The organism is Pullulanibacillus sp. KACC 23026, from assembly GCF_029094525.1.
In the GTDB taxonomy this organism is placed as follows: Bacteria; Bacillota; Bacilli; order Bacillales; family Sporolactobacillaceae; genus KACC-23026.
This window is the reverse complement of record NZ_CP119107.1, coordinates 3,132,982-3,145,826: the sequence shown is the minus strand read 5'-3', so window position 1 is coordinate 3,145,826 and position 12,845 is coordinate 3,132,982. Positions and strand designations below refer to the sequence as shown.

Annotated in this window: 12 protein-coding genes; all 12 read left to right on the top strand. The window is 44.6% G+C overall.

Features of this window, described 5'->3' with window-relative positions; all coding sequences use genetic code 11:
- Nucleotides 1-54 precede the first annotated feature (54 nt).
- Complete coding sequence (gene trpE / locus PU629_RS14510) at nt 55-1,572, top strand: anthranilate synthase component I (protein ID WP_275280781.1); 1,518 nt, start codon at nt 55-57, stop codon at nt 1,570-1,572.
- Nucleotides 1,565-2,596, top strand: a complete 1,032-nt coding sequence (gene trpD, locus PU629_RS14505; RefSeq protein ID WP_275280780.1) for an anthranilate phosphoribosyltransferase — start codon at nt 1,565-1,567, stop codon at nt 2,594-2,596. The genes trpE and trpD overlap by 8 nt, the downstream gene beginning before the upstream one ends.
- Before the next feature lie 21 nt (nt 2,597-2,617).
- Entirely contained in the window at nt 2,618-3,385 is a 768-nt protein-coding gene (gene trpC, locus PU629_RS14500; RefSeq protein ID WP_275280779.1) for an indole-3-glycerol phosphate synthase TrpC, read from the top strand.
- The gene (locus PU629_RS14495) at nt 3,382-4,023 is read left to right on the top strand and encodes a phosphoribosylanthranilate isomerase (protein ID WP_275280778.1); all 642 of its coding nucleotides are present in this window, start codon (nt 3,382-3,384) and stop codon (nt 4,021-4,023) included. Before trpC ends, PU629_RS14495 begins: the two co-directional genes overlap by 4 nt.
- Nucleotides 4,020-5,216, top strand: a complete 1,197-nt coding sequence (gene trpB / locus PU629_RS14490; protein WP_275280777.1) for a tryptophan synthase subunit beta — start codon at nt 4,020-4,022, stop codon at nt 5,214-5,216. Before PU629_RS14495 ends, trpB begins: the two co-directional genes overlap by 4 nt.
- Complete coding sequence (gene trpA / locus PU629_RS14485; RefSeq protein ID WP_275280776.1) at nt 5,213-6,013, top strand: tryptophan synthase subunit alpha; 801 nt, start codon at nt 5,213-5,215, stop codon at nt 6,011-6,013. Before trpB ends, trpA begins: the two co-directional genes overlap by 4 nt.
- Before the next feature lie 344 nt (nt 6,014-6,357).
- Nucleotides 6,358-7,440 (top strand): histidinol-phosphate transaminase, encoded by a 1,083-nt coding sequence (hisC, locus tag PU629_RS14480; protein ID WP_275280775.1) that lies wholly within the window; start codon nt 6,358-6,360, stop codon nt 7,438-7,440.
- Nucleotides 7,430-8,530 carry a prephenate dehydrogenase gene (locus PU629_RS14475; RefSeq protein ID WP_275280774.1) on the top strand — a complete coding sequence of 367 codons (1,101 nt, stop codon included), beginning with the start codon at nt 7,430-7,432 and terminating at the stop codon, nt 8,528-8,530. Before hisC ends, PU629_RS14475 begins: the two co-directional genes overlap by 11 nt.
- A 9-nt stretch (nt 8,531-8,539) precedes the next feature.
- Nucleotides 8,540-9,832, top strand: coding sequence for a 3-phosphoshikimate 1-carboxyvinyltransferase (gene aroA / locus PU629_RS14470; protein ID WP_275280773.1), 1,293 nt, complete (start codon nt 8,540-8,542; stop codon nt 9,830-9,832).
- Between the two features lie 539 nt (nt 9,833-10,371).
- The gene (locus PU629_RS14465; protein ID WP_275280772.1) at nt 10,372-11,646 is read left to right on the top strand and encodes a tetratricopeptide repeat protein; all 1,275 of its coding nucleotides are present in this window, start codon (nt 10,372-10,374) and stop codon (nt 11,644-11,646) included.
- Between the two features lie 54 nt (nt 11,647-11,700).
- Entirely contained in the window at nt 11,701-12,282 is a 582-nt protein-coding gene (locus PU629_RS14460) for a ReoY family proteolytic degradation factor (protein ID WP_275280771.1), read from the top strand.
- 18 nt (nt 12,283-12,300) lie between these two features.
- A complete protein-coding gene (locus PU629_RS14455) occupies nt 12,301-12,774 on the top strand; it encodes a DUF2487 family protein (RefSeq protein ID WP_275280770.1) in 474 nt (157 codons plus the stop codon).
- Nucleotides 12,775-12,845: the final 71 nt, after the last annotated feature.

The window sequence follows — 12,845 nt, the reverse complement described above, 5'->3', positions numbered from 1 at the left end:
ATAATCACTCATTGCTCCAGATTGATCCAATGATCCAACAGGAGGAATGAGACGATGACACTATTAACCCCAAGTGAAGCTATTGAGAAAGGCTTCAAAACCTTCCCGGTCAGTCAAACGTTTTTTTCAGATCGCTTAACCCCTATTGATATAGCTGAGAAATTAGGCAACGAGCTCGTTTTTTTGCTTGAAAGCCGTGAACCGAGTCATTCCTGGTCACGCCATTCTTTTATTGGCATTCAAGCCTTCGCCAAATTATTTAAAGAACAGGAAAGTTTTATTTTTACTGAAGACCAATCAAATGTCCAACTAAAGGCTGATTCTTTAAAGGAATTGCTAGCGAAGGTAAATAAACACTTGCGTCCGGCACCCGCTCCTACAAGTCATGGGTTTCCTGGAGGAGCAGTTGGAGCCATTGCTTATGATGCGGTTTCTGATTTTGATCACATTCCGCCACATCAAGACAATGATCTCGGTACACCTCCGTACGCTTTTGTTTTCTGTGAAACCATCATTGCGTTTGATCATTATGAACAGACGATGACCTTTATATCGTTTGCAAGACATCAAGAAGGAGAATGTGCGGATGACTTGCAGAAAAAAATCGATGGCTTACTGGAGGAGCAGACTCGGCTTGCCAATCTCTTTTTTCAAGTAAATGGGACCGTTGAACTTGCTCGGCCTGCATTAATAGAGAAAGTGGCCGATTTCAATCAGGCGAAGTCTTCCATGTCCAAAGCAGCCTATGTTGCCGCTGTAGAGAAAATAAAAGATTACATTAAGGCGGGCGATATTTTTCAAGCGGTATTATCCAATCGCTACCATATCCCATTGAAGGTGACCCCATGGCAGCTCTACCGGGCTTTACGAATTATGAATCCATCGCCTTATCTTTTTTACATGAAATTAGGAGAATTTGAACTTGTCGGCTCTTCACCTGAACGATTGGTGAATATTGAGAACCAAGAAGTTGAAATACATCCAATTGCCGGAACACGAAAACGGGGAAGTTGTGCTGAAGAAGATCAAGCTTTAATGGAGGAGCTTTTGGCAGATGAGAAAGAACGGGCAGAACATATGATGCTCGTTGACCTTGCTCGAAACGATGTTGGTCGGGTGGCGGAATATGGCTCCGTTCACGTTCCGGTTCTTATGAAGGCTATTCCTTTTGCCCAAGTCATCCATCTCGTCTCGAAAGTAAGAGGAACGTTAAAAAAAGACGCAGAGCCAATCGATGCTCTAACATCAGCTTTCCCCGCTGGAACGTTGTCAGGAGCGCCAAAAATTAGAGCGATGGAAATCATTGCAGAGCTTGAGCCAGTTGCAAGAGGCTTTTATGGCGGGGCGGTTGGCTACATTGGTTATGATGGGACGATGGATACTTGCATCACCATTCGAACCTTTGTCTGCCACAAAGGTCAGGCGTATGTGCAAGCAGGAGCAGGGATTGTAGCGGATTCCATTCCGGAAAATGAGTGGGACGAAACGCGGAATAAAGCACGTGCCTTGTTTCAAGCTCTTTATTTAGCAGAACGGCTCTTTGAGAAAAAGGAGGTTGAAAACCATGTTTAAGTCCTTATTGTCTGAACTAATTGAAGGGAAAACCCTTTCTCGGAGTGAAGCCCGATCAATGATGGATACGATCATGACGGGCAAGGCAACACCAAGCCAAATATCGAGTTTTCTATCTGTCCTGCGTTTCCGGGGAGAAACTGTTGAGGAACTGACGGGCTTTGTTGAATCCATGAGAAGCCATGTGACCACTTTAGAGCATTCAGAAGATGCCTTGGATACTTGTGGAACAGGTGGTGACGGTTCAAGTACGTTTAATATATCAACAACGGTGGCGATCCTTCTCGCGTCGATCGGCGTCAAGGTCGCGAAACACGGCAATCGGGCCATGTCTTCAAAAAGCGGTAGTGCCGATGTCTTGGAGGCGCTTGGTTTGCCTGTCCAGAATAGCCCGGAAGAAGCGCTTCATGCTTTACAATCTACTAATCTATGTTTCTTATTTGCTCCGCTCTATCATGCATCCATGAAGCATGCGGTTGGACCAAGAAAGGAACTTGGCTTTCGAACTGTCTTTAATTTGCTCGGGCCGCTTGCGAACCCAGCTAATACGAAGCGGCAACTGATTGGCGTCTATGATTTTAATCAGGCGCGTAAAATGGCAAGTGCCCTGAGAGAATTAGGCGTCACGCGCACCATCCTCGTTACGGGAGAAGGGGGCCTTGATGAATTTTCGATAACCGGGCCGTCTCAGTATTTAATCGTTGATCGCCAATCGATTGAAGAGAGAACGCTGACACCAGAAGAAGTCGGATTGGAGAGGGGAAGCCTTTCAGATATCCAAGTTTCAAGCGTTGAAGAAAGCGCCTGTCTCATCCAACAAATTTTTGATGGGACGGCTAATTCGTCAGCGATGAACATCGTCTATTTAAATGCTGGAGCTGCTTTATATGCGGCGGGCAGATCGGCATCCATCACTGATGGTATCCAAGAGGCGAAACAAGCCATTTTATCGAAGGTTACCGCTGAGTATTATAAAAGCTTGTGCCAAGAATCTCTGCAGTCAATAAAAATAAATGGTTTTTAAGATTTTAAGGAGGTCCGATTCATGCTTGAAAAAATTTTGTTAACCAAAATAGAAGAGCTGGCAAATTTTCAAATGCCTGAGCGGGTGGAAGGATTAACGCGGGTCTCCTTCTATGAAGCTCTTTCACGGCCGCGTCGCCAACTGGGATTGATCGCGGAAGTGAAAAAGGCATCTCCATCTAAAGGGGTTTTTAAAGAAACGTTAGACCCTGAAGAGGTAGGGGGACACTATGAACGAGGCGGGGCGGATGCCATTTCGGTGTTAACCGATCGTTCTTATTTCCAAGGGTCACATGAGAATTTAATCCGTGTCAAAAAAACGGTTAAACGACCTGTCCTGCGAAAAGATTTTATTATTGATCAAAGACAGATTGAAGAGAGTGATCGGATTGGGGCAGACGCGATTTTATTAATTGCTGCCGCCCTTGAGCCTAACCAGCTTCATGAATTTTATCAAGAAGCGGTGGAAAGAGGCATGGATTCTTTAGTTGAAGTGCATAACGAAGAGGAGCTTGAATCCGTCTTAACTGTCTTTTCGCCAAAAATAATAGGGATTAATAATCGCAATCTCAAAACCTTTGAAACGAGCTTGAAGGTGACAGAACGGGTTTTACCGATGGTGCCTGATTCTTCACTAGTCATCAGTGAATCAGGTGTCTTAACGCCGGATGATGTTCAATTTCTAATCAGTAAACACGTAAACGGAGCTTTAGTCGGGGAAGCTCTCATGCGTGCAGAAACGCCAGAACTCGGGATTGAGCAGCTCTTTGGAGAAGTTACGGTCTCATGACGCTTTACTTAAAGTACTGTGGAAATCGGTCTTATGAGGATTATAAGCTTGTAAGCCAAAGCCGAGCGACCCATCTTGGATTTATTTTTGTCCCAACTAGCAAGCGATATGTAAGCCCTGAGCGGGTAGGGGAATGGCTTGCGCAAGCCTCCTCAACCAATCAGAAAATGGTCGGTGTTTTTGTCAATCCTAGTTTAGAAGAGTTGAACGAGCACCTTAGGGCGATCCACCTCGATGTGATACAGCTTCACGGCACAGAAACCCCTTGCTTTATAAAAGAATTGCGCGGCCTGTACAATGGCGAGGTGTGGAAAGTGATCCATCACGAAGAGGGTGCTTTGGAAAAGATGAAAGATTACGCGGGATGCGTAGACGCCTTTCTTGTGGATTCTAAGGTGGCAGGCGCTTTAGGAGGAACAGGGCAAGCGTTCGATTGGTCTTATGTCCCTGATTATCTAGAGGTGGCGCATCAGCTTGGCATGCCTTGCATGATTGCCGGTGGTGTGACGCCTGAAAATGTGGCAGCCCTTTTAGAGTATAAACCAGATGGCATAGATTTGGCCTCTGGCATTGAAGCGTCCGAGAAAAAATCACGATCACGAATCGAAGCATTAGAGAGAAAGGTTGTGTCAACATGACAGTTTATCCAGATGAACGAGGGCGTTTTGGGGAATTCGGCGGTCAATTTGTGCCTGAAACCTTAATGTTCGCTGTACAAGAGCTAGAGGCGGCCTTAAAAGAGGCGATGCAGGATGATGCTTTTATTGAAGCTTATCGCCGGACATTAAAAGACTATTCAGGACGTCCAACACCGCTCACGTTTGCTCCGCGCCTCACTGAACACATTGGCGGCGCCGAAATTTATTTGAAAAGAGAAGATTTGAACCATACGGGTGCTCATAAAATTAATAACGCTATCGGGCAAGGTCTCTTGGCCAAACGAATGGGCAAGCAAAAAATTGTGGCTGAAACAGGTGCCGGCCAGCATGGTGTTGCCTCCGCGACCATTGCCGCTTATCTTGGACTTGAATGCAAAGTGTTCATGGGGGCAAAAGACATTGAAAGACAAAAGCTTAATGTCTTTCGAATGGAATTGTTAGGGGCTGAAGTTGTGCCCGCTACAAGCGGCTCCCATACGCTCAAGGATGCCACTAACGAAGCGCTTCGCTATTGGGTTGAGCACGTGGAAGACACTTTTTATTTAATCGGTTCAGTTGTCGGCCCCCATCCTTATCCAATGATGGTTCGCGATTTCCAACGCGTTATTGGCGATGAAACAAGGGCACAATTTCTTGAACTAAAAGGGAAGCTGCCAGATGCAGTCGTAGCCTGTGTAGGAGGCGGAAGCAATGCGATCGGCATGTTCTATCCTTTCTTGGAAGATGATGTGAAGCTGTTTGGAGCTGAAGGAGCAGGTTTAGGCGTTGAGACTTCCGAACATGCGGCAACCCTGTCTAAGGGAAGAAAAGGTGTCATTCATGGTTCCTTAACCTATTTGATTCAGGATGAGGATGGGCAAATAATTGAACCTTACTCGATTTCTGCTGGTTTGGATTATCCAGGTATCGGGCCTGAGCATGCTTATTTATCCGATTCAGGTCGTGCCGTTTATGAACCAATCACGGATGAAGAAGCGATGGATGCCTTAAAGCTGCTCTCGCGTCTTGAAGGGATTATCCCGGCACTTGAAAGCGCTCATGCTCTTGCTCTTGCTTTCAAAAAGGCAAAAACAATGGGCAAAGATCAAGCCATTGTCGTGAACTTGTCAGGGCGCGGTGATAAAGACGTCGAACAAATTAAACGACGGATGGAAGCGGAGGGGCAAGCATGAGTCGACTAGCTAATGCTTTTACCAAAAGTGAATCGCCTGATTTTATTCCCTTTATAACAGCTGGAGACCCGGATATGAAAACGACTGTTGAACTCGCACTTGCCTTGCAGGAAATAGGCGCACGCGTCTTAGAACTGGGCATTCCTTATTCGGATCCGCTGGCAGATGGACCTGTTATCCAAAGGGCTTCCATTCGAGCTCTTGATGGCGGCATGACCCTTCTTAAGGCTATGGAACTTGTCCCTGTTATGCGTGAGAAGGGATTAACGATTCCAGTCATTTGTTTCACTTATTACAACTTACTGATGCAATTAGGAGAGGATCGTTTCATCGAACTTGCAGTTGAAAATGAACTCGATGGTGTTCTTGTTCCAGACCTGCCGTTTGAAGAAAGTGACGCTTTGCGTGCCAAATGTCGGGCTCATGGACTCGCCTTAATCTCACTCGTTGCCCCCACCACTTCAGATGCTCGCCTTGCTAAAATTGGAGCGGAAGCGGACGGTTTTCTTTACTGCGTGTCGTCTCTCGGGGTAACGGGTGTCCGCCAAACTTTTCGCAAGGATGTCTTTAACTTTCTAGAACGCGTCCGTGCGGCATCCCGCAGCCCCATTGCGGTTGGCTTTGGGATTTCTTCCAAAGAACATGTTGCAGAATTTAATAACTACTGTGATGCCTTTATTGTTGGAAGTGCCATCGTCCGTGAAATCGAATCTCGAGTTGAACCGCTGCAAGATGAAGCGACCCGTGCTGAATCGGTCCAAGAAATAAAACAAGTACTGAAACAAAAGTTTTTCTGAGTTTTTCATGACCTTTAATGGTAAAATCAAAAGGGAGGGGTAGACCCGTTGCTAAGGGCAATGGGGCGATCCGCTTCCCTTTTGACTTTTATGAGATACATAAGGATTTATGAGGGCGGGTTTACCGCGTCCGAAGAGAGCGAGTTGTGTGGTTACGCCTAATTGGTCTGACAAGCGATGGTCGCATTAAAATGGACAAGCGTTTCGCGAAAGACTAGCGGTGAAGCGAGATGAACTAGGGAATTTTTAATTGTCTATTTAAAGCGTTAAAGCATTGATGTATAATAAAAAAATAAATGGGATATAGGGGAGTGAACACACTCTCTGATTTTGAGGTGACTACATTGAAAAAACAATTAAAAGGACTTACAGCGTATAAGCCCGGAAAACAAACGGATGAAGTCAAAAGGGAGCTGGGCCTTTCGGAGATTACGAAACTAGCTTCCAATGAGAATCCTTTTGGTTGTTCACCGTTAGCGGTTGAAGGAATCCAATCAGTGCTTCATGAACTCCAGCTCTATCCGGATGGCTATGCAACGAATTTACGAAAAGCTATGAGTGAGCATCTAGGTGTAGCAGAAAATCAACTTATTTTTGGAAATGGGACAGATGAATTGATTCATTTGTTAAGCCGTGCCTTATTGGAAGCAGGGACAAACACGGTTTACCCATGGCCTACCTTCCCGCAGTACCGTCACAATGCCATTGTGGATGGAGCTGAAGTACGTCAAGTCCCGCTTATCGACGGACAGCAGGATTTAGAAGGAATGCTTGCCCAAATTGATGAGCAAACACGACTCGTCTGGGTTTGTAATCCTAATAACCCAACTGGAGTTTATATTCCTGAAGAAACGTTCGTTGCCTTTCTGGAGAGGGTTCCTGAAGATGTGATTGTTGTCAGTGATGAGGCTTACTATGAGTATGTAACGGCTTCAGACTACCCGCAAACCATTCCGTTGATTGAACGTTTCCCTAATCTAGTTGTCACGCGTACTTTTTCAAAAGCTTACGGGTTAGCGAGTTTAAGAGTAGGTTATGCCATTGGGGATGCGGATTTTATTGCTCAAATTGAACCGACTCGAGAGCCGTTTAATGTGTCTCGAATCGCGCAGGCGGCTACAACTGAAGCGCTAAAGGATCAGGCCTTTATCCAAGAGTCTGTTGAAAAGAATCGTGAAGGATTGGCTCAGTACTATGCTTTTTGTGAAAAAGAAGGGTTAAAGTACTATCCATCTGAATCGAATTTTATTCTTATCTATTTTAAAGCATCAGGTGATGAAGTATTCGATTTTCTTTTGAGAAGAGGCTTTATCGTCCGGTCAGGTGAAGCTTTAGGCTGCCCTAATTCCGTTCGAATCACGATTGGAACAAAAGAGCAGAACGCGGCCATTATACACTTGCTAGAGGAATTTGTTCATGAGCATTAATGTTTTTATCTGCGGGTTAGGTCTGATCGGGGGCTCGTTAATTAAAGCGATGCAAAACTCATCTGACCAATTCCGAGTCACCGCTTATGACGCCAATCCTCTAGCTGTTGAAAAAGGTAAGGAATTGGGGATAGTTCATGAAAAGGGCAGCTCCATTGAGGACGGTGCCAAGGATGCGGATATCATCATTCTTGCCTCACCTGTTGGGGCGATTTTGGAGGCAATCGATCGCTTGAGTCATGTTTCGTTAAAACCGAATGTCATTATCACAGATGTGGGCAGCACCAAAACCCAAATTGCTGAAAGAGCCAAAGCGCGTTTGTCTCATGTTGCTTTTATAGGTGGCCATCCAATGGCAGGTTCTCATAAAAGTGGTGTGGAGGCGGCGACACCTGATCTGTTTGAAAACGCCTATTATTTTTTAACACCGTTGGATCATGTGCCTGCAGAACGCCTTGAACAGTTAAAGGCCTGGCTCAGTGCGACGCGCGCCAAGCTTTTGGTGGTTGATCCAGAAAAGCATGACGAAATGGTGGGCGTCATCAGCCACTTTCCTCATATTGTGGCAGCGGCACTTGTCCATCATCTTAGGAACAGGCCAGAAGATGGATTTGATCTTCCGAGTTTTGCGGCGGGCGGATTTCGTGATATCACGCGGATTGCCTCCTCAGATCCCATTCTTTGGCAGGATATTACCTTAAATAATCGAGAGGTTTTACTATCCCTTTTTGAATCATGGGAAGAAGTCATGAATCAAGTTAAGATGGATTTATTAAATGAGGATAATCAAGGGATCAAAAGCTTTTTTGAAGTGGCGAAAGCCTTTCGTGACCAGTTTCCAGTTAAGAAAAAAGGTGCAATTCCTTCTTCAAACGACCTCTATCTGGATATAGCTGACCATCCAGGCGAGTTAGGAAGGGTCGCAACACTTGTTGGGGAAGCAGGACTTAACCTTATGAACTTAAATATTATTGAGCTGCGTGAAACGATTTCAGGTGTCCTTCACCTCTCGTTTCAAACCGAACGCGACCGCGATCTTGCCATTCCCCTCTTGGAAAGTAATGGCTACCACACATATCTAAATGATTAGGTGATAACAATGACGGATTACGTATTTGACAGTAAAGGTAAAACATTTACAGGAGAGATGACGGTTCCGGGTGATAAATCGATTTCGCATCGCTCGGTTATGCTCGGCTCTATTGCAGAAGGCACGACAACGGTTGAAGGCTTCCTGTTGGGGGAAGATTGCCTCTCAACAATTAGGTGTATGTCGGAGCTCGGAGTCACGATTGAACGCGATGGTGAACACGTGACGATCCATGGCAATGGACTAAAGGGACTAACCGAACCGAAAACGGTTTTGGATGTTGGCAATTCGGGAACAACCGCACGCTTAATCATTGGGTTGCTTTCGGGCCAGCCGTTTTATAGTGTCATTTCCGGTGACCGTTCTTTAAACAAACGTCCAATGGATCGCGTTACAAAACCTCTGAAAAATATGGGAGGTACCTTTTATGGACGTGAAAACGGTCGCTATGCGCCGCTTTCCATTGTTGGCGGCGCGTTAAAAGCGATTCATTACCAGTCACCTGTAGCAAGTGCTCAAGTGAAGTCATCACTTGTTCTAGCGGGTCTTCAGGCATCTGGTGAAACAACGATCGAGGAGCCGCATCTTTCAAGAGATCACACCGAACGGATGCTAAGGGCTTTTGGTGTTACGATTGAGACAGAAGGCACGACACACCGGGTAAAAGGCGGTCAAACACTGACCGCCACACATATCCGTGTGCCAGGCGATTTCTCGTCCGCTGCCTTTTTTATTGCCGCTGCTTTAATCACACCAGGCAGTGAACTAATCATTAAAAATGTTGGGATTAATCCAACTCGAACGGGCCTTCTCACCGTTTTAGAAAACATGGGTGCCTCCATTGAACTTCTTAATCAGAGAGAAGAGAATTTTGAGCCAGTGGCAGACTTGCATATCAAAGGGCAATCTTTAAAAGCCACGACAGTGTCCGGGGAAGTTATCCCACGTTTAATCGATGAAATTCCGATCCTCGCTTTGATTGCCAGTCAAGCTGAAGGGACTACTGTCATTAAGGATGCCGAAGAGCTTAGAGTGAAAGAAACCGACCGGATTCAAACGGTTTGTGAGGAACTGACGAAAATCGGTGTCCAAATTGAGCCGACACCAGACGGCATGATCATTCAGGGTCAGCCTCGTACCTCTTTAAAGGGAGGAAGGGTGAAAAGCCATGGCGATCATCGAATTGGGATGATGCTCGGAGTGGCAGCCGTACTGACAGACCAACCACTTATCTTAGAAGAAGGGGAAGCCATTGCCGTATCTTTCCCAGGCTTTTATGATTTCTTTACAAAAAATAAATAAAGTTAAATATTTTGAAAAATAGGATTGTTTTTTTAATTTATGTCCTTTATAATGTAATCAAATGGTTTCTCTCCACTCCATCCATATTTTTTGAACCCTGTTTAAAAGAAACCGGGTTCTTTTTTTCTTTATAAAGCCCCTTGCCAACCCCGATCTTGATAAGTAAGACTTAAAGTTGCGAAAATAGGCTTGTTTTCCAGTCGGGTAAGCGAGCGATCGGTTTTATGAAGGCTGTGCTTTATTTTTTATAAAAAGAAATGGCTCTTTTCTAAAAGAGTGTTCTAGTTGATAAAAAAATAGGTGGAAATAGGCGAGACTCCTGTGGGAATAGCAAGCCAGGTGAGACCCCGCAGGCGTATTTTGCCGAGGAGGCTCACGGATTGCCCGCGGAAAGCGAGCTTATTGGAGCCTAAAAAAAACAACAAAGTTTACGAAAACAGCCAAAGAAATAAACCTTAGACTTGATAGAGAATGGCGAGTCGTCTATCATAAAACTAAATATAGATTTACATAGTATGCAGCTGTATAGGAGTCGTGAGATGCAAACATTAGAACAACACTTACAAATCGCCATATCATATATTGAATCTGGACAGTATGAAGAGGGATTAGAGAAGCTTAAAACCGTCTTAAAACAAGCGGACGATCCATTGACTTATGAAATCGCTTTATTATACTTGGATTGGGGAATGTCAGAGGAAGCCTATAAGCTTCTTAAACACCTTCATTCGCGACATCCGGGTGATTCAAGTTATGCTTTATCGCTCTCAGAGGCTGCCATTGATCTTGATCTTGAGGATGAAGCCATCGATAGTCTAACGGATATTCATCCACTCGATGCTAATTATTTGAGTGCACAGGTTCTTCTTGCTGACCTTTATCAAGCGCAAGGTTTAGAAGAAGCGGCCGAACAGCGGCTTTTGCAGGCCCTCAAAACAAGTCCTGATGAGCCGATCTTAAGCTTCGCCCTCGCTGAATTCTACGCACAGATTGGGCGGGTATCGGAGGCTATTGAGCTTTATAAAAAAGTGCTTCATACGGAGGTTTTAGAACATGAAAACATCCCGTTGAAATTGGCAGAGGTATTAAGTCTTCGAGGTCAATTTGAAGAGGCATTAATCTATTATAATAAAGGAATTGAAAAAGGAGTTACTTTGGACGGGCTGTTTGGTTATGCTGTGACAGCTATGCAAGCAGGAAAGCCCCAGACGGCCATTACCCAGCTTGAAAAATTAAAAGAGCTTGATCCTTCCTACTCATCCCTTTACCCTATTTTGGCGGATGCCTATGAAGAAGAAGGGGCGGTTACGGAGGCGATTGAAGCGTTGACGATCGGGGTCAGGCAGGATGAGCATAATGAACGCTTGAAGATCAGGCTGGCCAAAGCTCTGATTAAGGCTGGGGAGCCAAAGAAAGCGATCGAGCAGATCACGGAGCTATTAGAAGAAGATTCGGAGCATGTTGAAGCGCTGAAGCTGCTGGTCGAAATTTATCGGGAAGAGAATGACTATGAAGCAATTATTAAGTTGTTTCAACCGATGGAGGATTTAGAAGATCCGGTTCTGACCTGGTATTATAGCAATGCCCTTTATCAGGATGATCAGCTTGAAGAGGCTTTTCCAATTTATGAATCGGTCTGCCCTTATTTTAGTGAAGATCCTGATTTTTTGAAGGAATTTGGGGAAATCTCATGGGAAATGGGAAATCGTACATTAGCGATTACAACATTGGAAAAGGCTGTTAGCTTAACACAAGATCAAGAGCTTATTGAATTCTTAGAACGGTTGTATGAACAGGAAGATAATAACTTTTAACGCCGTTTCAATGGGGATTGGATTCTATAAATAGTAAAGAAAGTAAAGGGGAAGATGACCATCGAACAGCTCATTTCAATTAATGAAAAGAGAAGTTTCCTGAAATGGTTCCTGGGTCGTTATGATTTAAAAGCAAAAGAGTGTATGTGGTTATTAAATTATATATTAAGTGACGATCATATCATCGGACTCCTGCGATTTGTGGATTCCATAGAGAAATGTCCCCGCGCTATGTTAATTGCTGATCGGCACTCCTCATCACCTGCTTTTTTGTATAGAAAAGAGAGAGTGGAGACGAATGAACCGGAAAAAGCGTTTCATGATATCCGTCTTTTTCAAGATGATCCTATATATATACAATTAGATTTTGAAGGGGCGTCACACGCGGCTCCCTATCTCTCCGTTTTAGAGGATCCGCCTTTTGCCGAGATGAATATAGAAGAGCGATATGGGCATGAGGCGTCTCGGATCCTTTTGAATTCTGAAAAAAGATTCACGTTGGATAAATTGACAAAAGCCATTGATGAAGCCCTGGCCAAACGTGACAAACAAGTCTTTCAAACCTTAACGAACCAACTGAAAGCCTTACAAAAAGAAATAGATGAAGATGGCAGTGACGAGAGTAATCCAATGTGAAGAAAGCGGGGGAGACTCATGAAGTGGACGGTTAAAGACATGGATGTGTCTGTCAAAGAGAAAGCATATATTGATACTGTACTTATTCCATTTGTTCCGATTGAATGGGGAAATGAAATGGGCAATGCGGTTGTTGAGGGGCACTACAGCCTTCTTCTAGGGGAAGAGACCGAACGGCAATTGAAAGGGCGAGTCATTTTAAGTCCACCTTTTACTTATTTAAAGAAGATCGATGAGGCGGAAAAGAAAGACCTCTTCCAGCCCTGGATTCAAGAAATAAAAGAAAGCGATTTCAAACACATCGTTTGTCTAGTGTCAGATCCAGATTTTAGCCGTACTCAAACAGACGAGCTGGGCGAGCATGTTCAAGTGGTGTGGATGCCTGCGATTCCGATTGAACACATGGATTCAACCTATAAGCAAGATTATTTAAACGAACAAGTTGCTCAAATCATGAAAAAAATTACTCAGGCTTGGTCACTGCAAAAGTGATCAAGCTTTTAAATTTAGCCTTTTTAACGCGAAAATAGAGAGACTGGAAACACTTGAAGCTCGGGTGTTTC

Bases quoted from the DNA above. Each gene is read 5' to 3' on its own strand.
- aroA (WP_275280773.1), top strand. From the start codon at position 8,540: ATGACGGATTACGTATTTGACAGTAAAGGTAAAACATTTACAGGAGAG.
- PU629_RS14495 (WP_275280778.1), top strand. From the start codon at position 3,382: ATGACGCTTTACTTAAAGTACTGTGGAAATCGGTCTTATGAGGATTAT.
- PU629_RS14460 (WP_275280771.1), top strand. From the start codon at position 11,701: ATGACCATCGAACAGCTCATTTCAATTAATGAAAAGAGAAGTTTCCTG.
- trpE (WP_275280781.1), top strand. From the start codon at position 55: ATGACACTATTAACCCCAAGTGAAGCTATTGAGAAAGGCTTCAAAACC.
- trpC (WP_275280779.1), top strand. From the start codon at position 2,618: ATGCTTGAAAAAATTTTGTTAACCAAAATAGAAGAGCTGGCAAATTTT.
- PU629_RS14475 (WP_275280774.1), top strand. From the start codon at position 7,430: ATGAGCATTAATGTTTTTATCTGCGGGTTAGGTCTGATCGGGGGCTCG.
- trpD (WP_275280780.1), top strand. From the start codon at position 1,565: ATGTTTAAGTCCTTATTGTCTGAACTAATTGAAGGGAAAACCCTTTCT.
- trpA (WP_275280776.1), top strand. From the start codon at position 5,213: ATGAGTCGACTAGCTAATGCTTTTACCAAAAGTGAATCGCCTGATTTT.
- PU629_RS14455 (WP_275280770.1), top strand. From the start codon at position 12,301: ATGAAGTGGACGGTTAAAGACATGGATGTGTCTGTCAAAGAGAAAGCA.
- PU629_RS14465 (WP_275280772.1), top strand. From the start codon at position 10,372: ATGCAAACATTAGAACAACACTTACAAATCGCCATATCATATATTGAA.
- trpB (WP_275280777.1), top strand. From the start codon at position 4,020: ATGACAGTTTATCCAGATGAACGAGGGCGTTTTGGGGAATTCGGCGGT.